This is a genomic window from Streptomyces sp. PA03-1a, assembly GCF_033792805.1.
Classification (GTDB): Bacteria; Actinomycetota; Actinomycetes; order Streptomycetales; family Streptomycetaceae; genus Actinacidiphila.
On the sequence record NZ_JARAVO010000008.1, the window covers coordinates 12171 to 35438 of the forward strand.

A 23268-nucleotide genomic window follows, 5' to 3' on the forward strand; every position below is an offset into this window, starting at 1 on the left:
ACCCATGGGCGCAGGGAGCATCACCCGTCCGGCCCCCGGTGGCGTGCGAGCGCGCGGGCCCACGACGAGGCTGGGCAATGGTGTAGTTGGAGGGCTCCGACTCTCCCCGTTCGAGCCCTCATCGCCATGAGTCGGGCCCCTGCCGCAACGGCGCGGCGGGGGCCTGCGGCATGCCCGGGCGCCCCTCCGCCGTGAACGCTGCCCGCAGTCGGCGCGCTTCGGCGACCACACTCCACAACGGCGCACTCGCCCCGGAGCAGGGCGATGCGCCCGCCGACCGATGCCCCGACCCGCTGCCGGCCGACTTCACCCTGCCCTGCGTCGGACCCCGGATCGGTCTCACCGACACCGACACCCCGGATCTCGCCGGGGTCGCGACCGCGGGCAGCCACCGCGTCCTCTTCAAGGGGCGCCCGAGTCAGGCAAGTCGATGGCCCCCGAACAGCTGACTGAAGTGCAGCTGCCCGACCAGCACATCGTCGACCAGCCCCCGTACTGCGCGCCGCACCACTCAGCGACCCAGCGGCCCCTCGGCGGCGGGAATCGTCGGAATGAGGGCTCATCCGAGCGATATGAGAAGCCGCTAACGCGCTTGACCCCGCCGTGGCGCCTTGGGAGCGTCCATCACGGCGGTGTCGCTCTCATCGAGCCTCGTGTTCGTGATACCGGTTGCCCGGCCGAACCGGCTGTGGCCCTAGGCCGGGTGGCAACCAATCAGGGGACATGGACAGTCCGGCCAAAAGCCTCCCGTCCGGGGTGCAACTGGGGCACACTAGCCACCTGTTGAGCAGCGAGGTGGGGGATGGCGGACACTGACACTCCGGATGCGGACACTCAGTCAGGCGACTCTGACGGCGGCCACCAACCGCAGGCGTTGAGCAAGAGAGTTAAGGCATTCATCTGGACGGCAGTGCTCGTTGGTTTGTCGGGCAGCATTGCAGCGATTACGCAGGGCGCTGTCACATGGGTGACCGACGGCATTGCGCACCCCTTCAAAAGTGATACCACCACTAAGTCAAGTCCTTCAAATCCTGGAACTGGCCCTACCACAAGCCTGGCGAAAGCGCCGTTCACTGTCACCATCGACCAAACCAGTCCGTGGGATGCCTGTGAAAATGGCAGTGGAATGGTGTATCTGAAGCCGCCATCCATTGCAGCCATTAATGATGAGTGGAAGCGGCGTTTCGTTCCCCCGTATGACATCTTGGGACTGAAGTCGAGTTTCGACAAAACACACTCGGGCCAACCAGCCAACTTCGCCATTCTCAATGTGCAGATCCACGGCAAGAGCGACGAGGCCGTCACCATCAATGACGTGTCGATCGTCGCTGTCAAGGTGAGTCCTGCCCCGAAAGCCCTGCGCCTGGCGCTGGAAGGCGGGTGTGGGGACAGCAGCAAAAGCCGGTTCTCTATCGATTTGGATTCCCCTAGCCAGCACAAGGTGTTCAAGGCGGGCAATAATGATGCCGGCGCTAAGCTAGTCCGCCGTTTTCCTTACCGGGCCACCAAGGGCGACCCGGAAACGATGCAGATATTACCCTTCACCAATGAGAGTGATTACAGCTTTAAACTATCCATCTCATGGGCCACCAGTGCTGGCAGCAGTTCGACCGAGGTGGGTGACCTCGACCATGGCAACCAGCCATTTCGAGTGGTATCTGGCGCTCAGTCTCAGAAGTACATCGTGGGACAGGACGCAGCGGCGCGCCCGTTCGTCGAGAAAAAGGTAGATGATCCGTTCGACGAGCTTCCCACGCAGGAGCCGTAACGCTCGGCGCAACTGCATGATGACACGTCATTCGGATTGGCTGGCGAGACCTGGATGACGCCTCCTCGGCTGGCACCCATAAGCGGTAGCGCGAAAAGTGCGAGTAGTAGTGGTCCTGGGCATGGGGAGCACGATCGAGCAGAACCGGTCCTCCGTCGTTCCGAGGAACCCACCACCCTGGCAGTCGTCAATGTCTTGGATGGCGCCAACTTTCCACGCCACCGGCGACACCCTCGTACCCGCCCGGACCCAACGCCGCCATTCTTCGAACGCGTCCGACCCGGGTCCGCTGGCGACCCGCCCGCGTCCCTGCCCCGATCATCCACCAACGGCGCCCGCCAAGTCCCCCGGCACCAGGGAGAACACGACGAGGTCGACGCGGCCGGTGTGCACGAACCCCGCGTTGCGCAGGACGCCTTCACGGCGCAGGCCGGCCTTCGCGGCAACGCGCTGGGAGGCGGTGTTGCCCGTCGCCGCGCGGAGTTCCAGGCGCTGGAAGCCCTGTTCGGCCAGCAGCCAGGTCGCGAGGACCCGGGTCGCCTCCGTGGCGATGCCGCGTCCCCTCGCCCAGGGGGAGACCCAGTAACCGACCTCGCTCGTCAGTGCCCGCCAGTCGGTCCGTTTCAGGCCGACGGTGCCCACCAACCGCCCGCCGTCCGCTTCGGTGACGGCGAAGTGGATGCCGTCGCCGGACTCGCGCAGGGCGTGCGAGACCGTCGTGCACCAGGCCGTCGCGTCGTCGAGCGTGTAGGGGCGGGGCAGGGGCAGCCACCGCTGGGTGTGGGGGTCCTCACAGCTGGCCCGGGTGTCTTGGGCGTCGTCCGGGGTGAACGGGCGCAGGAAGAGCCGTTCGGTGCGCAGGACCGTGTCCGGGAACACATCCGTCTCCGTCGTCGTCTCCGTCCGCCGCCCGCGGCCGGGTTGGGCAGACGTTAGCAGCACGCCGCGCCCTACCGGCACCCCCGCAGGGGCCGTGACGCACTGTCACAGCTCGCTCCCTGCGTGGTGACGGTGCACCGCGGCGACATTTCGGACCTATCGTCTCATTTACCACACATAACTCCCCAACTGAGAGTAGGCCCTTGACACTCCGCCCCCCGAGGTTCATGGTTCCTCACATCGCTCGTTTAAACCGGTTCAAACGCGAGGTGACGAGAGCCTTTCGCGTTGGTTGCCCCGGTATGCGAGTGCAAGAACGTGCTGCCTCCGGCGCCGAAGGTGCCGCCGGACGGTGTGCCCCTCGGGGTACGCCGGCCGACGGGACCCGCGGATGCGGATGTGGCGCCCATCCGCCGCCGTACACGGAGAGTCCGCATGGCCAGACGCCCCACGATCGCCGATGTCGCCCAGCTGGCGGGTGTGTCCAGGGCGACGGTCTCCTTCGTCCTCAACGACCGCCCCGGCGTGGCCGCCGCGACCCAGGAACGGGTCCGCGCGGCGGCCGAGAAGCTGGGCTGGACGCCGAGCCGCAGCGCCCGCGCGCTGTCGACCGGGCGGGCCAGGGCCGTCGGCCTGGTCCTGACCCGCGAGCCCGACCTGATCGGCACCGACCCCTTCTACCCGGCCTTCATGGCGGGCATCGAGTCCGTCATATCCGAGTCCGGTGACGGCCTCATGCTGCACGTGACGGGCCCCCGCAACGAGATGGACACCTACCGCCGCCTGGTGGACGACCAGCGCGTGGACGGGGTGTTCCTCACCGACCTGCGCGTGGGCGACCCCCGCCCCGCGCTGCTGCGGGAACTGGGCCTGCCCGCCGTGGCCGTCGGCGCCGACGACGGTGTCGAGGGGATCGCCACCGTGAACCTGGACGACCGGCCGGTGGTCGCGGGCGCCGTCCACCACCTCGTCGGACTCGGCCACCGCCACATCGCCTACGTCGCGGGCCCCGAGGAGTACCTGCACGCCCAGCGGCGGCTGGGCGCCTGGCGGGACGCGCTCGCGGAGGCGGGCCTGCCCCCGGGCCCGGTACTGCCGGGCGGCTTCACCGCGGAGGGCGGCGCGCTCGCGACGCAGGCCCTGATCACGCGGGGCGACCGGCCCACCGCCATCGTGTACGCCAACGACCTGTCTGCCACCGCCGGCATGGCGGTCGCGCAGGAGGCCGGCCTGCGGCTGCCCGACGACCTGTCGGTGGTCGGCTTCGACGACGTACCGCTGGCCTCCTGGACCAGACCCTCGCTCACCACCTGCCGTGCGGACGCCGCCACCTGGGGCCGCGCCGCCGCACTCGCCCTGATCGAGACGATCGAGCAGGGCACCACCCCGCACGTGGAACTGGACCCGGCCGCGCTCATGGTGCGCGGCTCCACGGGCCCGGCTCCCGCCGGAACCGCACGCCCCTGAACGCGCGCCCGACGCGCCCACGACGTTCTCCGCTCCCCGGAGGGCCGTCACCGAGGCAGGACGACGCCCCGGAACGGCCTCTCCCCACCCCTTGAGAACCCGGAGCCACCGCAATGAAGAAAACCCTCCTGACCGTCCTCTCGGCCGTCGCCCTGACCGTGCCCCTCGCGGCGTGCGGCAGCGGCGGGTCGGACTCCGCCGGGGGCGGCGACGCCGCCCACGGGCCGATCACGGTCTGGTACTCCAACAACGCCCAGGAGGTCGCCTGGGGCAAGAGCATGGTCGCGTCCTGGAACGCCGCCCACCCCGACGAGAAGGTGAAGGCGCAGGAGATACCGGCGGGCAAGAGCTCCGAGGAGGTCATCGGCGCGGCCATCACGGCGGGCAACGCCCCGTGCCTGATCCTCAACACCGCCCCCGCGGCCGTGCCCGGCTTCCAGAAGCAGGGCGGCCTGGTGGCCCTGGACGACTTCCCGGGTGGGGAGGCGTACCTCAAGGCGCGGACCGGCGACCGGCTCTCGCAGTACGCGTCGCCCGACGGCAAGCACTACCAGATGCCCTGGAAGAGCAACCCCGTCATGATCTTCTACAACAAGGACCTGTTCAAGAAGGCCGGGCTCGACCCCGAGCACCCCAAGCTCTCCACCTACCAGGACTTCCTGACCACCTCGCGTGCCCTGGTGAAGGGCGGTGCGCACGCCGCCATCTGGCCGGCGCCCACCTCCGAGTTCTACCAGTCCTGGTTCGACTTCTACCCGCTCTTCGCGGCCCAGACCGGCAAGCAGCTCGTCGAGGACGGCAAGGCCCAGTTCGCCTCGCCCGATGGCGTCAAGGCCGCCGAGTTCTGGAAGACGATGTACGCGGACCACCTGGCCCCCAACGAGCAGTACAACGGGGACTCCTTCGCCGACGGCAAGTCCGCCATGGCGATCGTCGGCCCGTGGGCCGTCTCCGTCTACGGCGACAAGGTCAAGTGGGGCGCCGTGCCGGTGCCCACCGCGACCGGCACCGAGGCCAAGGGCACCTTCAGCGACGAGAAGTCCATCGGCATGTTCACCGCGTGCAAGAACAAGGGCACGGCCTGGGACGTGCTGAAGTTCGCCACCAGCAAGGAGCAGGACGGCAAGCTGCTGGAGGCCACCGGCCAGATGCCGATGCGGCAGGACCTCCAGGCCGCGTTCCCCGACTATTTCGCCTCGCACCCGGACTACAAGACCTTCGCCGAGCAGGCCGACCGCACCGTCGAGGCCCCGAACGTGCCGAACTCCGTCGAGATCTGGCAGACGTTCCGCGACGCCTACACCAAGTCCGTGATCTTCGGGAAGGGCGACGTCGAGAGCGCCTTCCGCGAGGCCGCGGGCAAGGTCGACGGCCTGGCGAAGCAGTGAGTCACGGCCATGTCCTCCACGCACCATGACGTCCTCCGCCCCGGGTCCGCCCGGGGCGGGGCCCGCCCCCGGGCCGACCGCGAGCCGCGGCCGCGCCGGCTGCGGTTCGCGGGCCGGCAGCCGATCGGCCTGGCCTTCGTCTCCCCGTACCTGATCTACCTGGCCGCGATCTTCCTGTACCCGCTCGGCTTCGCGGTGTGGATCTCCTTCCACGACTACTTCTTCGCCGCGCCGGGCGCCCAGGTGGACCGTCCCTTCGTGGGGCTGGCCAACTACACGGCCGTCCTGACCGATCCGGCCGTGTGGCGTTCCTTCGGCAACATCGCGGTCTTCCTGGTCATCAACGTGCCGCTGACGGTGGCGGCGTCGCTCGTGCTCGCCACCGCCCTCAACTCCAAGCTGCGGGCGCGCACGTTCTTCCGCACCGCCTACTACGTCCCGTACATCACCGCCAGCGTCGCCGTCGTCGGTGTGTGGCTCTTCCTGTTCAACTCCAACGGCCTGGTCAACAAGGCGCTCGGGCCGCTCGCGCCGGACCCGTCGTGGCTGGTCAACTCGCACCTCGCGATGCCGACCATCGCGCTGTTCGTCGCCTGGAAGCAGCTCGGCTTCTTCATCGTGCTCTACCTGTCGGCGCTGCAGAACGTGCCCGGCGAGCTCTACGAGTCGGCCGCGCTCGACGGCGCGGGCAAGGTGCGGATGTTCTGGTCCATCACCGTCCCTGCGGTGCGCACCGCGACGCTGCTGGTGCTGGTCATGGCGACGGTGACGGGCGCGAACCTGTTCACCGAGCCCTACCTGCTGACCAGCGGCGGCGGACCCGACGGCGCCACCACCTCACCGGTGCTGCTGATGTACCAGCGCGGTCTGCAGCAGGGCCACCCGGACGAGGCCGCGGCGATCGGCGTGATCCTCGTCGTGCTGATCACCGGGATCTCCCTCCTCTACCGCCGTCTGCTGGAGAGGGACTGACATGGCCGACGCACACGCCCCCTCGCTCCCGCGCCGCTCGGCGCACCACAGGCCGCACACGCACTCGCGCGCCCGCCGGATCCTGTCGCGGCTGGCCCTGCTCACCGGGGCCTTCGCCTTCCTCTTCCCCTTCTACTACATGCTCATCGGCTCCCTGCAGCGCGAGCCGGACAGCAGCCCCGCCGGCGCCTTCCCGCAACCGGGGAACCTCTCCCTGCACAACTACGCGGAGATCAACTCGGCCATCTCGCTCGGCCGTTCCCTGATCAACTCCGGGATCTTCACCGGCGGCGTCATCGTCTGCACCACCGTCTTCGGCCTGCTGGCGGGGTACGCCCTGGCCCGGCTCCACTTCCGGGGCAAGGGCTCCACCTTCGCCCTGGTGCTGCTGGTGCAGGTCATCCCGTTCCAGCTGCTGATGATCCCGCTGTACGTGCTGATCGTCCGCGACTACGGCCTGGCCGACTCCTACATCGGGATCATCCTGCCGTTCGCGATCAACACCAGCGCGGTCTTCATCTTCCGGCAGTTCTTCCTGCAGCTGCCGCAGGCGATGTTCGAGGCCGCGCGCATCGACGGCGCGGGCGAGCTGCAGATCCTGTTCCGGATCGCGATCCCGCTGTGCAGGCCGGCGCTCGCCTCCGTGGTGCTGCTGAGCTTCACAGGGCCGTGGAACGAGTTCCTGTGGCCGTTCCTGGTCACCAAGGAGCAGGACATGCAGCCGCTGGCGGTGTCCCTGGCCAACTACATCAGCACGGTCTCCTCCGCCGCCGCCAACCCGTTCGGCGCCATCCTCGCCGGTGCCTGCGTACTGGCCGCGCCCGCGGTGGCCCTCTACCTCGTCTTCCAGAGCCGCTTCACCTCCACCGACCTCGATTCCGCCACGAAGGGCTGAACTCGCCGTGAACGACCGCACCACCAGCACCGCCCGTACCACCGGCTCCAGCAGTTCCGTGCCCTACCGCCTGACCCGCGTCGGCGTCGTGATGTCGCCGCTGGCCGGCGAGGCCAACGAAGCCGAGGGCGTGCTCAACCCCGCGTCCGGCCGTACCCCGGACGGCACCCTGCACCTGCTGCCCCGCCTCGTCGCGGAGGGCAACGTCTCCCGCGTGGGCCTGGCCGAGGTCGTGATCGAGGACGGCGTGCCCACCGGCGTCGAGCGCCGCGGCGTCGTCCTCGCCCCCGACGCCGGCTGGGAGCGCGGCAAGAACAACGCCGGCGTGGAGGACCCGCGCACGACGTGGATCGAGGCGCTCGGGCTGCACGTCATGTCGTACGTCGCCTACGGCCCGCTCGGCCCCAAGCCGGCGCTGGCCGTCTCGAAGGACCTGGTCACCTGGGAGCGCCTGGGCCCGATCCAGTTCGCCTACCAGGCCGACCTCGACACCGACCTCAACCTCTTCCCGAACAAGGACGTGGTGCACTTCCCCGAGCCCGTCCCGGGTCCGGACGGCGAGCCCGCCTTCGCCATGCTGCACCGCCCGATGTGGGACCTGGGCTGGTTCCGTCCCGGGGAGGGCGTCCACCTGCCGGCCGGCGTGACCGACGAGCGCCCCGGCATCTGGATCTCCTACGTCCCGGTGGCCGAGGTGGAGAAGGACCTCAGCGCCCTGGCCCGCCCCCGTGACCACCGTCTGGTCGCGCTGTCCGAGCACCCCTGGGAAGAACTCAAGATCGGCGCCGGCCCGGCACCGATCCGCGTCGAGGAGGGCTGGCTGCTCATCCACCACGGCGTGTCCGGCACCATCGACGACCCCTTCGCCCAGCAGCAGAAGGTCAGCTACGCGGCGGGCGCCATGATCCTCGACCCGCAGGACCCGGCCCGGATCCTGGCCCGCACCGACGAGCCTCTCATGGAGCCGGAGACGGAGGAGGAGCGTTCCGGCACCGTGCCGAACGTCGTCTTCCCGACCGCGATCGAGGAGATCGACGGCGTGCGCTACGTCTTCTACGGCATGGCCGACGCCCACATCGGCGTCGCCCGCCTGGACCGTGCCGAGTGACCACGCTCGGTCTGGGCCTGGCCGGCTGCGGCGCGTTCGGCGCCTACCTGCTGGACGCCGTGGCCGACCTGCCCGGCGTACGCGTCGTGGCGTGCGCCGACCCCGACGGTGACCGTGCCGCCGCCCTCGCGCGGCGGCACGGCGCCACCGTCGCCGCCGACGCCGCGGCGCTGGCCGGCCTGCGCGGGGTGGACGTCGTGGCGATCGCCACTCCCCCGGCCACCCACGCGGAACTCGCCGTCGGCGCGCTGCGCGCGGGCCGGCACGTGTTCTGCGAGAAGCCGCTGGCCGTGACGCTGGAGGACGCCCTGCGGGTGGAGGCCGAGGCCGAACGCTCCGCCGGCGTCCTCGTCGTCGACCACGTCCTGCGCTACAACCCCGTCCTGCGGATGCTCGAGCGGCTGCGTGAGGAAGGGCTGCTGGACCCGCTGGTGCGCTTCGCCTTCGAGAACGACGCCGCCGACGAGGACCTGGGCCCCGGCCACTGGTTCTGGGACCCCGCCCACAGCGGCGGCATCCACGTCGAGCACGGCGTGCACTTCTTCGACGCCGCCCGCGCCCTCATGGGCAGCGAGCCCGTCGAGGTGCACGGCACGGCCGTGCGCCGCGAGGGCGGCCCGGTCGACATCGTCGTGGCCACCGCCACCCACCCCGGCGGCGCCGTCGCCACCCACACCCATTCCTTCACCCACGCCCATCGCGCCGAACGGCAGTTGATGCGCCTGGACTACGGATTCGCCGAGGCCCGGGTCACCGGCTGGATCCCGACCCACGCGACGGTCACGGCCTGGACGGACGAGCAGGGCGCCCGCCGCTGGGAGGACCTGCCCTCGCGTGCCGCCGCGCTGCTGGCCGTACCGGGGCTGCGGCCGCACGGCGAGGAGCGGATCACCGTCACGGTGGAACGCGACGCGGGACCGGCGGCGCCCGCCCGCGGCCGCGGTGCGGAGCGGAGCGTCCCGCACCGGGTGACCTGCGTGGTCGACCTGGGCGGAGAGGCGCGCAAGCAGCACGTGTACGCCGAGAGCGTGCGCGCCGCCTTCACCGACCTGCTGCGCTGCGCGACCGAGGGCGGCACCCCGGTGGCCGACGCGCGGTCCGGGCGGACCGCGGTCGCGGTGGCCGAGGCCGCCACGCGTTCCGCGGAGACCGGCCGCACCCTGCCGGTCCCGTCCGGCCCGACAGGAGCATGAGGAGCACCGTGAGCACCACCATTCCCGCACCGGACACGCCCTGGTGGCGGGACGCGGTCTGCTACGAGATCCACCCGCGCGCGTTCGCCGACGGCGACGGGGACGGCGTCGGCGACCTCGCCGGCGCCGCCGCCCGCCTGGACCACGTGGCCCGGCTGGGGGCGGACGCGGTGTGGATCACCCCGTTCTACCCGTCCCCGCTGGCCGACGGCGGCTACGACATCGCCGACCACACCGCCGTCGCCCCCGACCTCGGCACCGACGCGGACTTCGACGCCTTCGTCGCGCGCGCCCACGGCCTGGGGCTGCGGGTCCTGATCGACCTCGTCCCCAACCACACCTCCGACACGCACCCCTGGTTCCGGGAGGCGCTCGCGGCCGGCCCGGGGAGCGCGGCGAGGGACCGCTACCTCTTCCGCACGGGACGCGGCGCGGACGGTGAACTCCCCCCGAACGACTGGGAGTCCGCGTTCGGGGGTCCGGCGTGGACCCGTGTGCCCGCACCGGACGGCGGCCCGGGCGAGTGGTACCTGCATCTGCACGCGCCCGAGCAGCCGGACCTCAACTGGCGCCGGCCGGAGGTCGTCGCCGACTTCGAGCGGATCCTGCGGCACTGGCTCGACCGCGGCGTCGACGGTTTCCGCATCGACGTGGCCCACACCCTCTTCAAGGCCCCGGGCCTGCCCGACGCCGGACCCGGGCAGCACCAGGACGTCCTGCGCAACCACCTGCTGCCGTACCACGACCAGGAGGAACTGCACCCGCTGTTCCGTTCCTGGCGCCGGCTGCTGGACACCCATCCGGCACCGCCCGGCGCGGTCCCCCCGGGGCAGCGCGTGATGGTGGCCGAGGCCGCCGTGTTCGAACCGGCCCGGCTGGCCCGGTACGTCAGCCCCGGCGAGATGCAGCAGGCCTTCAACTTCGCCTTTCTGGAGTCCCCTTGGGACGGGAGGGAGATGCGCGCGGTCATCGGGCGGTCCGTCGCGTCGATGCGGGCCGTCGGGGCACCGGTCACCTGGGTCCTGTCCAGCCACGACGCGGTCCGCCCGGTCACCCGCTACGGCGGCGGGCAGCGCGGCCGGCGCCGTGCCCGGGCCGCCGCGCTGCTCATGCTCGCGCTGCCCGGCGCCGCGTACGTCTACCAGGGCGAGGAACTGGGGCTGCCGCAGGCCCACGTGCCGGACGAGCGGCTGCGTGATCCCCTCTGGGAGCGTTCCGGCCACCGCGAGCGCGGCCGCGACGGCTGCCGGGTGCCGCTGCCCTGGGAGGGCCCGGCGGCTCCTTACGGTTTCAGCAGCGCCCCCGCCGAGGCCTGCTGGTTCCCGCAGCCCGACGACTGGGCGGACCTGACGGTCCGGGCCCAGGAGGACGACCCCGCCTCGATGCTCGCCCTGTACCGCTCCGCGCTGCGGCTGCGCCGCGCCGCGCCGGTCCCGGCGGAGGCGGCGCCGGTTCCGCAGGGGCCCGCGGACGGTTCCTGGTTCGCCTTCGACCGCGCGCCGGGGCTGCGGTGCCTGACCAACTTCGGCCCGGATCCCCTGGCCCTCGCGGAGGGGGACGAGGTGCTGCTGGCCAGCACCCCGCTCGACGGCCGCTCGGTGCCCGCGGACACCACCGTGTGGCTCCGCCCCGCCGGGACCACGACCGGGGTCACGTCCTAGGCCGGCAGTCCCAGGGCGGACCGGGACTCGCGGGGGCACGGGGACGTGCGTCCGCGCTCCCGCCGCCGGGCGTCGTCGGCCGCGATCCCCGGCCTCACTGCATCCGGGGAAGCGACTCCAGCGGCTTGAGGTCGGCGTGCTGCGCGGTGGCGACCAGCGCCTGCACCATCACGGACTCGGGATCGCGGCGGAAGGCGACCAGCCCTATCTCGGCAGCCCGGGCGGGCTCCACCATCGGGACCGCCCGCACCCCGGGCGGCACTCCCAGGGCATGGATCCACGCCAGAGGGGCGATCCCGGCCCATCGCCCGGGCACGACGTGGGCGATCAGCGAGGCGAACGAGTCGGTCTCCACCCTCGCCGTCGGTTCGGCCCCGGCCGCGGCGAAGAGGGCGTCCATGGTGCGCCGTCCCCGCATGGTCGAGGTGAGCAGGCACAGTGGCAGGGCCGCCGCCTCCGCCCAGGTCGCCGTGGCGCCGCCGGCCGGGGCCCACGAGGCGTCGGTGAGCAGTGCGTACTTCTCCCGGTACAGCGGCACGGTGCGAAAGGCGGCACGCACCTCGTCGTCCAGGTAGGTGACGGCGGCGTCGAGGGTGAAGTCCCTGAGCATCGTGAGGATGTCACTCGACGTCAGGTCGTTCACGATGTGCGCGGTGAGCAGCGGGTGCCGCGTGCACAACGGGTCGACCAGGCGCGGCACGGCGGTGGCCGCGCTGGGCACGACGCCGATGCGGATGCGGCCGCTCAGTCCGGTGCGCATGGCGGCGACCTCGCCCTCCATGGCATCCCGGTCGGCCAGGATCTGCCGCGCCCACACCACGACGCGCTCGCCCTCGGCGGTGAGGCCGTCGAACCGCCGGTCCCGCTGGATCAGCGGGACCCGCATCTCCTCCTCCAGCTTGCGGATGCCCTCGGACAACGAGGGCTGGGACACCCCGCAGCTCTGCGCGGCACGGGCGAAATGCCCCTCCTGCGCCAGGGCCACCAGGTATTCGAGCTGCCGGAAGAGCACGGCTGAGCACCTCTCAGGATTCCACCGGCCGGGAGACGCGTCGGACCTGTTCCCGGGTTCCGAGCTGTATACCAAGTCGCTCCCGGCGGGCCGACGGCGCCCGCCTCCGCGAAGTGCCCGGAGCGCCCGTGTTCCCAGTGAACCGGTGAGTGCCGTGCGCGGCGAGTCGAGGATGCGGTCACGCCGGCACCGGGCGCGGAACGGGTGCCGCCCGGACGGGCGGCACCCCTCGCGCACGGCCGGGCGACGCTCCGCGTCAGGCGACGGGCTGGGCCACGCGCAGCCGCTCGGCGCCGGTGTACACGTTCGCCGAGCGGCCGCGCAGGAAGCCCACCAGGGTCATCCCCGTCTCTTCGGCCAGGTCCACAGCGAGGGAGGACGGCGCGGACACCGCGGCCAGCACCGGGATGCCCGCCATGGCCGCCTTCTGCACGAGTTCGAAGGACGCCCGCCCGCTGACCATGAGCACGGTGCCCTGCAGCGGCAGCAGCCCCTCCTGCAGCGCGTGGCCGACCACCTTGTCGACGGCGTTGTGACGGCCCACGTCCTCACGCAGGCACAGCATCTCGCCGTCCGTCGTGAACAGCCCGGCGGCGTGCAGCCCGCCCGTGCTGTCGAAGACCCGCTGCGCCGCCCGCAGCCGGTCGGGGAGGGTGAAGAGCACCTCGGAGTCGATCTCCGCGTCGTCGCCCGCCACGCTCCAGCGCTGCGTGGTCCGCACCGCGTCCAGGCTCGCCTTGCCGCACAGACCGCAGGAGGAGGTGGTGTAGAAGTTGCGCTCCAGGGAGAGGTCGGGCAGGCGCACGCCAGGGGCCAGGACGACGTCGACGACGTTGTAGGTGTTGCCGCCGTCGTCCGTGGCACCTGCGCAGTAGCGGATGCCCAGCACGTCGTCCGGACCGTGGATGACGCCCTCGCTGACGAGGAAGCCCACCGCGAGGTCGAAGTCGCTGCCGGGGGTGCGCATGGTGACCGTCAGCGCGCGGCCGCCGACCCGGATCTCCATCGGCTCCTCGGCGGCCAGCGTGTCCGAGCGGTGCCCGGGCACCCCGTCCCTGATCCGCAGCACCCGCCGCCGCGCGGTCACCCGGCCCATGCCGCCGCCTCCAGTCGTACGACGACGGCCTTGGAGGTGGGGCAGTTGCTGACGTCCGCGACGCTGTCCAGCGGGACCAGGACGTTGGTCTCCGGGTAGTAGGCGGCGGCCGACCCCCGGGAGGTGGGGTAGGGCACCAGGCGGAAGGACTCGGCCCGGCGCTCGCTGCCGTCGGTCCAGATGCTCACCAGGTCCACCATCTGCATCTCGGTGAGCCCCAGCGCCGCGATGTCCTCGGGGTTGACCATGACGACCCGGCGTCCGCCCTGGATGCCGCGGTAGCGGTCGTCCATGGCGTACGGGATGGTGTTCCACTGGTCGTGCGACCGCAGGGACTGCAGGATGAGGTGGCCCTTCGGCGCCCGCGGCATCTCGAAGTCGTTGCGGGTGAAGACGGCCTTGCCGCTCGGCGTCCTGAAGGTCATCGCGTTCACCGGGTTCGGCAGCTGGAAGCCGCCCGGTTCGGCGACGCGCCGGTTGAAGTCCGCGAACCCCGGGACGACCCGGGAGATCCGGTCCCGGACGGTGCCGTAGTCGGCCTCGAACTCCTCCCAGCCGATCGCCGGGGAATCGCCGAGGGTGGCCCGGGCCAGCCGGGAGATGATCGCCACCTCGCTCAGCAGGTCGGGGGAGGCGGGCGCCAGCTTGCCGCGGGAGGCGTGCACCATGCTCATGGAGTCCTCGACGGTGACGAACTGCTCGCCGCCCGCCTGGACGTCCCGGTCGCTGCGGCCCAGGGTGGGCAGGATCAGTGCGGTGTCACCGCACACGGTGTGCGAGCGGTTGAGCTTGGTGGAGATGTGCGCCGTCAGCCGGCAGCGGCGCATCGCCCGCTCCGTGACGTCGCTGTCGGGGGTCGCCCGGACGAAGTTCCCCGCCACCCCGAGGAAGAACTTCGCCTCGCCGTCGCGCATGGCACGGATGGCGTCGACGGAGTCGTGGCCGTGCTTGACGGGGGGTGTGAAGCCGAACTCCCGTCCCAGGGAGTCGAGGAAGCTCTGCGGCATCTTCTCCCAGATGCCCATGGTGCGGTCGCCCTGGACGTTGCTGTGGCCACGCACCGGGCACGCCCCGGCGCCGGGCTTGCCCAGGTTGCCGCGCAGCATCAGGAAGTTGACGATCTCGCGGATGGTCGGCACACCGTGCTTCTGCTGCGTGACACCCATGGCCCAGCAGACGATGACGCTCTTGGCGGCCAGGACGCGCTCGTGGACCTGCTCGATCTCCTCACGCGTCAGGCCGGTGGCCGTCAGCACGTCGTCCCACGACGTCTTGCGCGCGTGCTCGGCGAACTCCTGGAAGCCCGTGCTGTGCTCGCGGATGAAGTCGTGGTCCAGGACCGTACCGGGAGCGGCGTCCTCGGCCTCCAGGAGCAGGAGGTTCAGCGCCTGGAAGAGGGCGAGGTCGCCGCCCGCGCGGATGTGGAGGAACTGGTCGGCGATGACCGTGCCGCGCCCGATGACGCCGCGCGCCTTCTGCGGGTGCTTGAACCGCATCAGCCCGGCCTCGGGGAGGGTGTTGACGGCGACGACGCTTCCGCCGCCCCGCTTGGTCTCCTCCAGTGCGGACAGCATGCGCGGGTGGTTGGTGCCGGGGTTCTGTCCGACGACGAAGATCAGGTCGGCCTCGTGGATGTCGTCGAGGCTGACGGTGCCCTTGCCGACGCCGAGCGTCTCGTTCATGGCGGCGCCGCTGGACTCGTGGCACATGTTGCTGCAGTCCGGCAGGTTGTTGGTGCCGTAGGCGCGGGCGAAGAGCTGGAGGAGGAAGGCGGCCTCGTTGCCCACCCGCCCGGAGGTGTAGAACAGGGCCTCGTCCGGGGAGTCCAGGGCGCGCAGCTCCTCGGCCATCAGGGCGATGGCCTCGTCCCAGGCGATGGGCTCGTAGTGCTCCGACCCGGGCCGCTTGACCATCGGTTCGGTCAGTCTGCCCTGCTGGTTGAGCCAGTAGTCGGACTTACGTCCCAACTCCTCGACGGTGTACTGCTCGAAGAACTCCCGCCGCACGCGGTGCGACGTCGCCTCGTCGTTGATGTGCTTGGCGCCGTTCTCGCAGTACTCGTTCATGTGCCGCTTGCCGGGCGCCGCCTCGGGCCAGGCACAGCCGGGGCAGTCGATGCCCTTGGCCTGGTTGACGTTCAGCAGGGTCAGCATGGTCCGGCGGGGCGAGGTCTGGCTCAGTGAGTACCGCAGTGCGTGCGTGACCGCGGGGAGACCGGTCGCCCAGGTCTTGGGCGAGGTGATCTCCAGGTGCTCGTCCGTTGGGTCCTCCAGAGCGCTCATGCCTGCCCTGCCTTCCCGGCTTCCGACACCGCGGAAACCGCCGCGAATACCGATCCGCAGAAAAGCTAGACCCGCTTCACCGGCCCGTCAAAGAGGCCGTTCCTTTTGCTTGATAGGCGGCGCCGATCAAGGAAGAGCAGGGCGAACGCCCAGCTCGTCGCGGCACTGTACGTATCCGGGGGAACGCGGCGAAAAAGCGGGCGCAAAAAACGTCTCGCCATCCGGGGATTTCACCGGGGACGTCCGTTCCGCCGCCCACGAGAATTCAGGACCGGCTCCGCACGAGGCTAGACGGCGAGGGTCTGCTCGGTCCAGATGGTCTTGCCGCGCTCCCGGTAGCGGGTGCCCCAGCGCTCGGCGAACTGGGAGACCAGCAGCAGGCCGCGGCCGCCCTCGTCGGTGGTGCGGGCGTGGCGCAGGAAGGGTGCGGCGCTGCTGGTGTCGGAGACCTCGCAGGTCAGCGCCCGGTCGCGGATGAGCCGGAGCTGGATGGGCGGTGTCGCGTACCGGATGGCGTTGGTGACCAGTTCACTGACGATGAGTTCGGTGGCGAAGCACTTCTCGTGCAGGGCCCACGCCGCGAGCTGACGCGTCGTCAGCGTCCGTGCGGTGGCCACGGCGGCGGGGTCGCACGGCAGGTCCCAGGTGGCGACGGAATCGGGGCCGAGCGGCCGGGGGCGGGCCACGAGCACAGAGGCGTCGTGGTCCGGGTCCGCGGGGACCAGGGCGTCCGTGAGCAGCAGGCTCATGTCCTGGGGGGAGTCGCAGGGCGTGGCCAGCAGCCGCTCGAACTCCGCCCGACCGGTCCCCGCCGGGTGGCTCTGCAGGAGCCCGGGGGTGCGGAGCACCAGCATGCATCCCTCGGGCAGTTCCAGGGTGGCCATCTCGAAGGACGGCCCGGGGCGGCCGAGCGGTTCGCCCGCGGGGGCGTCCGGGATCCGAACGGTGTGGTCGGGGTGGACGACCGCCGGCGGCGGATGGCCCGCCGAGGCCATGGTGCTCTGCCGGGTCACGGGGTCGTAGACCATGTACAGGCAGGTGGCCCCGACCGGGGAGGCCGAGCCCGCGCCCTCGTGCTCCTGGGCGAGGTTGCGCACCAGGTCGTCCAGGCGGGCCAGGACCTCGTCGGGGGCCTGGTCCAGGTTGGCAAGGGTGTGCACGGCCGCCCGGAGCCGGCCCATGGTGGCGGCGGTGCGCATGCCACGGCCGGGGGTGCTGCCGCTGACGAGGGCCACGCGTGCGCCGGGCAGCGGGATGACCTCCGTCCAGTCGCCGCCGGCACCGGAACGCACCAGGTGGTGGGCCCACTCCACGGCGCTGGGCGCGGGCAGCCGCTGGGGCAGCATGCCGCGCTGCAGGGCGAGGACGGCGTTGCGTTCGCGCACGTAGCGGTGGGCGTTGTCCAGCGCCATCGCGCCGCGGCCGGCGAGGTCGACGGCGAGCGTGAGGTCGTCGTCGTCGAAGGGGCCCAGCTCCGGGTCCCACCGGTGGAAGGTGACGAGGCCCAGCACGCAGTCGCGGACCAGCAGCGGCACCACCATCAGGGAGTGCACCCGCTCCTCCAGCATCCTGCCGCCCCGTACGGGGTCGTCACCGATCCACGTGCTGTCCTGGCTGAGCCGGGGAACGAGGCGCGGCTCGTGGTCGGCGAGCACCTGCAGGGCGGGCGAGCCCACCAGGTGGGTGCTGACCGCACCCGTGGTGTACGCCCCGGTCTGGCCGCAGCGGGCGGAGGTGGCGGCGCGCCGCAGCCCGGTGTCGTCCGCGACCGGCCCCGCCGCCATCTCCTCGCCGCCGAGGAGGGGGGCCAGCAGGTCGACGTTCACGCAGTCGGCGAGTACCGGGACACCCACCTCGGCCAGTTCCTGCGCCGTGCGGATCGGGTCCAGGGTGGTGCCGATCCTCCGTCCCGCCTCGGCCATCAGGGCCAGGCGCGCCTCGGCGAGGTGGCGTTCCGTGACGTCGACGACGGCGTCGGCCACGCCGAGGATGCGGCCGTCCTCCGACTCGAGCCGGAAGGCGGACGCCGAGTAGACGTGCTCCCTGGCGGGATCGCCGGGCGGACGGCCGCGCTTCTCGAACGAGATCGCGGCCTCTCCGGTCCTGAGCACCCTGTTCATCACGCGCTCGGCGAGCTCCGCGCTGAAGTCGGGCCACGCCTCGGTGGGCCGCCGCCCCAGGGCGAGCTGCGAGCGGTGGTCCTGCATCCCCTCCGCCGCCGGGTTGAACCGCATCAGCCTGAGCTGCGGGTCCAGCACGAACAGCCCGATGGGCGAGCGGGTGAACAGTGCCTCCAGGAGGGCGCGGTCGACGTCCGGGGAGAGGCCCGACACCCCGGTCAGCAGGTCGACGGTCAGGCGCGGGCCCCTCCCGTCGTCGCGCACGGCCCGCAGGCTCGGCCGGCAGGCCACCGTCCGCCCGTCACGGTGCCGGAGGAGGACGCATCCGGGCCCGGCGCACGCGCCGGATCCGGCGTCGGCGGTGCCGGGGGCGGGGGCGAGCAGGTCCAGCGCGGGCCGGCCGAGCACGTCGCCCGCCGGGCGGCCGAGGAGGCGCTCCGCCTCCGGGCTCCATGCAACGACCGTGCCATGGGCGTCGATCACCATCCGCGCCGCCGTGCGCCCCGCCGGCTCCTCGCGCTCTTCGCCGCGTTCCCGCGATGCCCAAGTGCCCATGACCGTCCCATCACGTTCCGGTCCTCAGGTTCCCAGTCTTGCGCAGGCGGGCGAGGTCACCACTCGGGGCCGCCTCAGCCGTGCAGGAAGGCCGTCACCTCCGCGAGGGACGGGACCTCGGCGGGTGTGAAGCGCCGGATCTCGCCGCGGAAGGAGCGCACTTCCAGCCAGCTGCCGGGGTCCGCACCCGGCAGTGCCGCCAGGAGGGCCTCGAGATCGGCGGCGCCGAACACCTTGAACGTCCGTGTCCGCCGGTAGTGGGACGGCTGGACGTCGAAGCGGAGGTCCACGACCGGTTGCGGCCGGCGGGCCCAGTCGGCGTACGGCAGCGAGCCGTGCCCGTGGATCCGCGCGTCGACCAGGACCTCGGGATCCGCGTCACCGATCTCGCAGTCGAAGACCGGGAAGGCCGCGGCGACGCGGTCGGCGATGGCGGGGTAGGCGACGCAGCCCCGTCCGAGGGCCGGTGCGCACAACAGCGCGTGGCTGAACGCCCCGACCGGCTCCGGCAGCGGCACCTTGTGGTGGGAGCGCCCGTCGAAGGGCAGGTCGCGACGGGTACGGACGAAGTCCAGGAAGGCGGACACGGCTGCGGCGTCACTCCGGTCGGACCGCACGGCGAAGCGGACGGCGCTGCGTCCGTCGTCGCGCAGGACCACGTACTCGTGGAAACCCGCCGGCCGCCCCGGCGCGAGCACATGGCGGTACACCTGCTCGAAGCCCTCGACCGGCAGGTACTCCAGGGCCGGGGCGTGCGGCCGGGCGTGCGGGCGGGCGCCCGCCCTCAGCACGTCGAGGACCTTCGCCTCCGGGTCGGGTCCGGCGTCGTCCTCCGGCGGGTCGACCTCCACGAAACCCTTCCGCAGCCACTCGCCGGCCTTGCGCGCGGCGTGGCGCCGGGCGTGCTCCTCGTCGTCGAGCGTCGAGGTGCTCCCCTTGCCGTTCGCACCGACGGAGCCCCAGCGCAGGAAGCAGCGGATCCCCTCCTGACGGATCTCCCGGTACTCGGTCCTCCCGGCCCCCGGGGCCTCGAACCGCCGCCACCTCGTCATCCGTATCCGTCCTCCGGCGTCCGCGGCGCCGCCCGTGCGCTGCGCGCCGCCTCCGGCGGTCATGTCAGGGCGCCTGGACCGGGGCGCCCGCCGTGATCCGGTACAGCACGTTGGGGCGCAGCGGCCCTTCGGGGGCGGTGGGGTCCTCGAAGTCGCCGGCGGGGTCGCGGGTCATGCCGATGCGGCGCATGACGGCCTGGGAGCGGAGGTTCCCGGCCGTCGTCACCGCGAGGATCTCATCGAGCCCGAGGGTGCCGAAGCCGAAGGCCAGGACGGCCAGGGCGGCCTCGGTGGCGTAGCCCTTGCCCCAGGCCGCACGCGCGAGGCGCCAGCCGATCTCCACTCCCGTGAACGGCAGGCCGTCGTCCACCCGGTCCAGGCCCGCGAAGCCGGCGAACCCGCCGGTCGCCCGGATCTCGACCGCCCACCAGCCGTAGCCGCGCTCGTCGAATTCGGCCAGGAACCGGGCCACGGACGCGTCGCTCTGCTCCCGGGTCAGCGGCTCCCCCAGATGCTCCCGCACCTCGGGGTCGGCGTTCATCGCCGCCCAGGGCGCGAGGTCGCGGTCCTGCCAGCGGCGGAGGATCAGGCGTTCGGTGCTCAGTTCGGTCACACCGCCCAGCCAACGGCAACCGCGGCTCCGGGGCAAGGCCATTTCCCATCTGAGTTGCTTTTCAGAATCCAGCTGACCTAGATTGGATATACCTACTCAGCCCAACGGAACGAGCGCTCCTCATGGACATCAAGAACTCCGTCGCCGTCGTGACCGGCGCCAACCGCGGCCTCGGCCGTCACCTGGCGACCCAGCTGCTCGACCGGGGCGCCGCCAAGGTCTACGCCGGCGTCCGCAACCCCGACGCCCTCGACCTGCCGGGCGTGGAGCCGCTCCGGCTGGACATCACCGACCCCGAGTCGGTCGCCCGGGCGGCCCGGACCGCCTCCGACGCCACTCTCGTGATCAACAACGCGGGCGTCAGCACCCACGTGGGGCTCGCCGAGGGGAACATGGCCGACATCCGCCTGGAGATGGAGACCCACTTCTTCGGCTCCCTGGGCGTCACGCGGGCCTTCGCGCCGGTGATCGCCGCGAACGGCGGCGGAGCCGTCCTCAACGTCCTGTCCATCCTGTCCTGGATCCACCTCCCGGGATACGGCGGCTACAGCGCGGCCAAGGCCGCCGAACTGGCGATGACCAACGTCCTCCGGCAGGAGCTCGCCCCGTCCGGCATCGACGTCACCGCGCTCCACGTGGGCTACATGGACACCGAGATGGCCGACTACGTCGACCCCTCCGACAAGGTGGACCCCGCATGGGTGGCGGGCCTGGCTCTGGACGGCATCGAGCAGCGGGCGCTGGAGGTCGTCGTCGACGACCGGAGCCGCGGCGTCCGGGCCGCCCTGTCCGGCGGACTCGAACTGCTCTACCCGGGCCTGCCCGCACCGGCTGCCCGCTGACCGGCACACGCCGCACCAGCAGCTGAATTGGAAATGTCAATCCAGAGGTACATTGGTGGCATGTCCAGCGCCAAGGCCACCGGCAACGCCACCGGCAAGGAGGAGACCGTCTGCTCGATCGCCCGGACCCTCGAGGTCGTCGGCGACAAGTGGACGCTGCTCGTCCTGCGTGAGGCGGCGATCCGGGGCGTGACGCGCTTCGCGGACTTCCGCCGGGAGCTCGGCATCGCGCCCGATCTGCTGACCGGGCGCCTGGGCTCGCTCGTGGACGAGGGGATCATGGAGAAGCGGCCGTACCGGGAGCCGGGCAGCCGGACCCGGTACAGCTACCACCTGACACCGGCGGGCGAGGAGCTGCGGCTGATCCTCGCGGCGCTCCAGCAGTGGGGCGACACGCACCGGACCCCCGCGCGGGGGCCGAGCCACCTGCGGCGCTCGGCGGACGAGGGCCGCCCGGTCAGCGTCGCCTTCGTCGACGACGCCGGCACCGTGCTCCCGCCGGAGGGCGTGGAGTTCACCCCCTCGGAGGGCGTCGCCCGCTGACCGCGCCACCGTGGCTCACGACCACCCGGGCGCGATCCGGGCGAGCGCGTCCGCGCGGATCCGGTTCATGGGCCTGCTGCTCACCCGGTAGCGCCCGTTGGGCACCTCGGCGGACCGGACGATGCGCACGGTGACCGGGCCGGCCCACTCGTAGCCGCGCCGGTCGGCGTGGCGCAGCAGCGAATCCGTCAGGGCCTCCCCCACGCGGGCCCGATGCGGGATCAGCTCCCGGTGCGGAGCGTCGGCCAGCTCCACCGTGTACACGTTCGGCACCACCACGCGGCTCGAACTGCACACCACCGCCCGTTCGTCGCACTCCCGGCGCAGGGCGTCCACCAGTTCCACCGGCTCACGGTGGATCAGCTTCGCCACCAGCACCTGTTCCCAGCGCTCGATCACCCGTTCCCATCGTTTCAGTGTTCCCATGACGATGCGCCTGCCCGGGGCCCGGGCCCTGATGCGGCCGCGGCCACCCCATCAGCCGTACCGGGTCGATTCCGGCCACCGGACCCGGCACCCCCGTGAGCCCGGGGGCCACCGGCCGATCAGGGCCCCGTCGCCCGCATGCCGCAGGCTCTGGAGTGGCGAGGTGTCAGATCCGTCCATAGCGTCTGTTTTCGGCTGATCACATGTCACGGAAAGCAGGTGCACACACATGAAGCTCTGTCGGTCCCGCAGGGCCGTCGTCGCGGCGGCCGCCACGGCGACCATCGTGGGGGGCGCGGTCGCGTGCGGCGGCGAGTCGCAGCCCACGGCCTCGCAGTCCGCGGACGCGCAGAAGAAGATCTCCGTCCGCGCGGGGGAGTCCATCCAGTCGGCGGTGGACCGCGCCAAGCCCGGCCAGGTCATCGACATCGCGGCCGGTACCTACCACGAGAGCGTCCAGATCAGCACGCCGCGGCTGACGCTGCGCGGAGCGGGCACGGGCACCGTCATCTCCCCGAGCACGAAGGGCAAGGAGAACGCCTGCGCCAAGGCGGGCGAGGGCATCTGCGTCACCGGTACGGCGCAGAAGAAGGCGTCCGACGTGACGCTGGAGTCGCTGACGGTCGCCGGGTTCAAGAAGGCCGGCATCCACGCGACGCAGGCCGACGGCCTGCAGGTCGTCCGCGTCACGGCACGGGACAACAAGGTGCAGGGCATCCTCGCGGAGAAGTCCGTCCGCACCGTCTTCCGCGACAACACCGCCCGCAACAACGGCGATTCCGGCATCTTCCTCGCCAACTCCATGGACACCGAGGGCGGTGCGCTCGACACCCAGGGCGCCGTCATCGACGGCAACGAACTGACGGAGAACCGGATCGGCATCGGACTGCGCCGCGTGCGGGGCGTCACGGTCGAGAGCAACCAGGTCACCGGCAACTGCGGCGGTGTCTTCGTCGTCGGCGACGAGGGCGTCCCGCGCGGCGGTGCGCTGACCGTCACCCGCAACACGGTGACCGGCAACAACAAGTACTGTGCGCCCAGCGCCCGCCTCCCGTTCATCCAGGGCACGGGCATCCTGCTCACGGGCGTCGAGAAGACCGTCGTGACCGACAACGACGTGCGCGACAACAGCGGCAAGTCCCCGATGTCCGGCGGCATCGTGCTCTTCGGCAGCGTCGTGGGGACGTCCAACTCCGAGAACACCATCCGCGACAACGTCGCCCGCGGCAACAAGCCCGCCGACCTCGCCAACCGCGACCTCAAGGGCAAGGGGAACACGTTCGTCAACAACACCTCGGAGACCACCGAGCCCAAGCAGCTGCCCAACAGCTCGCCCAGCGGCGCGTCGAGCACCGCGCCCAGCACCGCACCCAGCACCGCACCCAGCAGCTGACGT

19 protein-coding genes are annotated in these 23268 nt (G+C 71.6%); 11 read left to right on the top strand and 8 right to left on the bottom strand.

All coding sequences use genetic code 11. The features are described 5' to 3' along the window. Positions 1-802 precede the first annotated feature (802 nt). Positions 803-1768 carry a hypothetical protein gene (locus PV341_RS03045; protein ID WP_500324825.1) on the top strand — a complete coding sequence of 322 codons (966 nt, stop codon included), beginning with the start codon at positions 803-805 and terminating at the stop codon, positions 1766-1768. A 318-nt stretch (positions 1769-2086) separates the two neighbouring features. Here the strand turns inward: PV341_RS03045 and PV341_RS03050 are convergent, their stop codons facing one another. After that, the gene (locus tag PV341_RS03050) at positions 2087-2647 is read right to left on the bottom strand and encodes a GNAT family N-acetyltransferase (RefSeq protein WP_500324823.1); all 561 of its coding nucleotides are present in this window, start codon (positions 2645-2647) and stop codon (positions 2087-2089) included. Positions 2648-3082: 435 nt separating this feature from the next. On the opposite strand from PV341_RS03050, the gene PV341_RS03055 reads away from it, so the two are divergent. The 7 genes from PV341_RS03055 to PV341_RS03085 all read left to right on the top strand — a co-directional run bounded on the left by PV341_RS03055 (position 3083) and on the right by PV341_RS03085 (position 11331). Then, on the top strand, positions 3083-4114 hold the full coding sequence (locus tag PV341_RS03055) for a LacI family DNA-binding transcriptional regulator (RefSeq protein WP_500324821.1): 1032 nt from the start codon (positions 3083-3085) through the stop codon (positions 4112-4114). Between the two features lie 113 nt (positions 4115-4227). Further along, positions 4228-5502, top strand: coding sequence for an extracellular solute-binding protein (locus tag PV341_RS03060; protein ID WP_500324819.1), 1275 nt, complete (start codon positions 4228-4230; stop codon positions 5500-5502). A gap of 9 nt (positions 5503-5511) precedes the next feature. After that, entirely contained in the window at positions 5512-6474 is a 963-nt protein-coding gene (locus tag PV341_RS03065; protein ID WP_499515940.1) for a carbohydrate ABC transporter permease, read from the top strand. Position 6475: 1 nt separating this feature from the next. Further along, positions 6476-7369, top strand: coding sequence for a carbohydrate ABC transporter permease (locus tag PV341_RS03070; RefSeq protein ID WP_500324817.1), 894 nt, complete (start codon positions 6476-6478; stop codon positions 7367-7369). 91 nt (positions 7370-7460) lie between these two features. Further along, the gene (locus PV341_RS03075; protein WP_500324916.1) at positions 7461-8477 is read left to right on the top strand and encodes a glycoside hydrolase family 130 protein; all 1017 of its coding nucleotides are present in this window, start codon (positions 7461-7463) and stop codon (positions 8475-8477) included. Then, positions 8474-9670 carry a Gfo/Idh/MocA family protein gene (locus tag PV341_RS03080; protein WP_500324816.1) on the top strand — a complete coding sequence of 399 codons (1197 nt, stop codon included), beginning with the start codon at positions 8474-8476 and terminating at the stop codon, positions 9668-9670. Before PV341_RS03075 ends, PV341_RS03080 begins: the two co-directional genes overlap by 4 nt. After that, positions 9667-11331 (top strand): glycoside hydrolase family 13 protein, encoded by a 1665-nt coding sequence (locus PV341_RS03085; RefSeq protein ID WP_500324815.1) that lies wholly within the window; start codon positions 9667-9669, stop codon positions 11329-11331. Before PV341_RS03080 ends, PV341_RS03085 begins: the two co-directional genes overlap by 4 nt. Before the next feature lie 94 nt (positions 11332-11425). On the opposite strand, the gene PV341_RS03090 is transcribed toward PV341_RS03085, so the two are convergent. The 6 genes from PV341_RS03090 to PV341_RS03115 form a co-directional block, all read right to left on the bottom strand. Beyond that, positions 11426-12343: a LysR family transcriptional regulator gene (locus tag PV341_RS03090; protein ID WP_500324814.1), complete on the bottom strand. Its 918-nt coding sequence runs from the start codon at positions 12341-12343 to the stop codon at positions 11426-11428. 256 nt (positions 12344-12599) lie between these two features. After that, positions 12600-13439: a formate dehydrogenase accessory sulfurtransferase FdhD gene (gene fdhD / locus PV341_RS03095; protein ID WP_500356613.1), complete on the bottom strand. Its 840-nt coding sequence runs from the start codon at positions 13437-13439 to the stop codon at positions 12600-12602. Next, complete coding sequence (locus tag PV341_RS03100) at positions 13427-15721, bottom strand: FdhF/YdeP family oxidoreductase (RefSeq protein WP_500324812.1); 2295 nt, start codon at positions 15719-15721, stop codon at positions 13427-13429. Before PV341_RS03100 ends, fdhD begins: the two co-directional genes overlap by 13 nt. Before the next feature lie 287 nt (positions 15722-16008). Next, positions 16009-18396, bottom strand: a complete 2388-nt coding sequence (locus tag PV341_RS03105) for a SpoIIE family protein phosphatase (RefSeq protein ID WP_500324810.1) — start codon at positions 18394-18396, stop codon at positions 16009-16011. 74 nt (positions 18397-18470) lie between these two features. Beyond that, complete coding sequence (locus PV341_RS03110) at positions 18471-19448, bottom strand: WGR domain-containing protein (RefSeq protein ID WP_500324808.1); 978 nt, start codon at positions 19446-19448, stop codon at positions 18471-18473. Positions 19449-19512: 64 nt separating this feature from the next. Further along, positions 19513-20061, bottom strand: a complete 549-nt coding sequence (locus tag PV341_RS03115) for a GNAT family N-acetyltransferase (RefSeq protein ID WP_500324806.1) — start codon at positions 20059-20061, stop codon at positions 19513-19515. Positions 20062-20183: 122 nt separating this feature from the next. On the opposite strand from PV341_RS03115, the gene PV341_RS03120 reads away from it, so the two are divergent. Further along, entirely contained in the window at positions 20184-20903 is a 720-nt protein-coding gene (locus PV341_RS03120) for an SDR family oxidoreductase (RefSeq protein ID WP_500324804.1), read from the top strand. A 60-nt stretch (positions 20904-20963) separates the two neighbouring features. Continuing rightward, on the top strand, positions 20964-21446 hold the full coding sequence (locus PV341_RS03125; RefSeq protein WP_500324802.1) for a winged helix-turn-helix transcriptional regulator: 483 nt from the start codon (positions 20964-20966) through the stop codon (positions 21444-21446). A 15-nt stretch (positions 21447-21461) separates the two neighbouring features. Here the strand turns inward: PV341_RS03125 and PV341_RS03130 are convergent, their stop codons facing one another. Next, positions 21462-21872 (bottom strand): DUF3662 domain-containing protein, encoded by a 411-nt coding sequence (locus PV341_RS03130; RefSeq protein WP_500324800.1) that lies wholly within the window; start codon positions 21870-21872, stop codon positions 21462-21464. Between the two features lie 229 nt (positions 21873-22101). On the opposite strand from PV341_RS03130, the gene PV341_RS03135 reads away from it, so the two are divergent. Continuing rightward, positions 22102-23265 carry a right-handed parallel beta-helix repeat-containing protein gene (locus tag PV341_RS03135; protein WP_500356615.1) on the top strand — a complete coding sequence of 388 codons (1164 nt, stop codon included), beginning with the start codon at positions 22102-22104 and terminating at the stop codon, positions 23263-23265. Positions 23266-23268: the final 3 nt, after the last annotated feature.

Coding starts and splice junctions, on each gene's coding strand:
- PV341_RS03085 (WP_500324815.1), top strand. CDS start 9,667: ATGAGGAGCACCGTGAGCACCACCATTCCCGCACCGGACACGCCCTGG.
- PV341_RS03130 (WP_500324800.1), bottom strand. CDS start 21,872: ATGGGAACACTGAAACGATGGGAACGGGTGATCGAGCGCTGGGAACAG.
- PV341_RS03100 (WP_500324812.1), bottom strand. CDS start 15,721: ATGAGCGCTCTGGAGGACCCAACGGACGAGCACCTGGAGATCACCTCG.
- PV341_RS03120 (WP_500324804.1), top strand. CDS start 20,184: ATGGACATCAAGAACTCCGTCGCCGTCGTGACCGGCGCCAACCGCGGC.
- PV341_RS03125 (WP_500324802.1), top strand. CDS start 20,964: ATGTCCAGCGCCAAGGCCACCGGCAACGCCACCGGCAAGGAGGAGACC.
- fdhD (WP_500356613.1), bottom strand. CDS start 13,439: ATGGGCCGGGTGACCGCGCGGCGGCGGGTGCTGCGGATCAGGGACGGG.
- PV341_RS03075 (WP_500324916.1), top strand. CDS start 7,461: ATGTCGCCGCTGGCCGGCGAGGCCAACGAAGCCGAGGGCGTGCTCAAC.
- PV341_RS03110 (WP_500324808.1), bottom strand. CDS start 19,448: ATGACGAGGTGGCGGCGGTTCGAGGCCCCGGGGGCCGGGAGGACCGAG.
- PV341_RS03045 (WP_500324825.1), top strand. CDS start 803: ATGGCGGACACTGACACTCCGGATGCGGACACTCAGTCAGGCGACTCT.
- PV341_RS03065 (WP_499515940.1), top strand. CDS start 5,512: ATGTCCTCCACGCACCATGACGTCCTCCGCCCCGGGTCCGCCCGGGGC.
- PV341_RS03070 (WP_500324817.1), top strand. CDS start 6,476: ATGGCCGACGCACACGCCCCCTCGCTCCCGCGCCGCTCGGCGCACCAC.
- PV341_RS03135 (WP_500356615.1), top strand. CDS start 22,102: ATGAAGCTCTGTCGGTCCCGCAGGGCCGTCGTCGCGGCGGCCGCCACG.
- PV341_RS03105 (WP_500324810.1), bottom strand. CDS start 18,396: ATGGGCACTTGGGCATCGCGGGAACGCGGCGAAGAGCGCGAGGAGCCG.
- PV341_RS03055 (WP_500324821.1), top strand. CDS start 3,083: ATGGCCAGACGCCCCACGATCGCCGATGTCGCCCAGCTGGCGGGTGTG.
- PV341_RS03060 (WP_500324819.1), top strand. CDS start 4,228: ATGAAGAAAACCCTCCTGACCGTCCTCTCGGCCGTCGCCCTGACCGTG.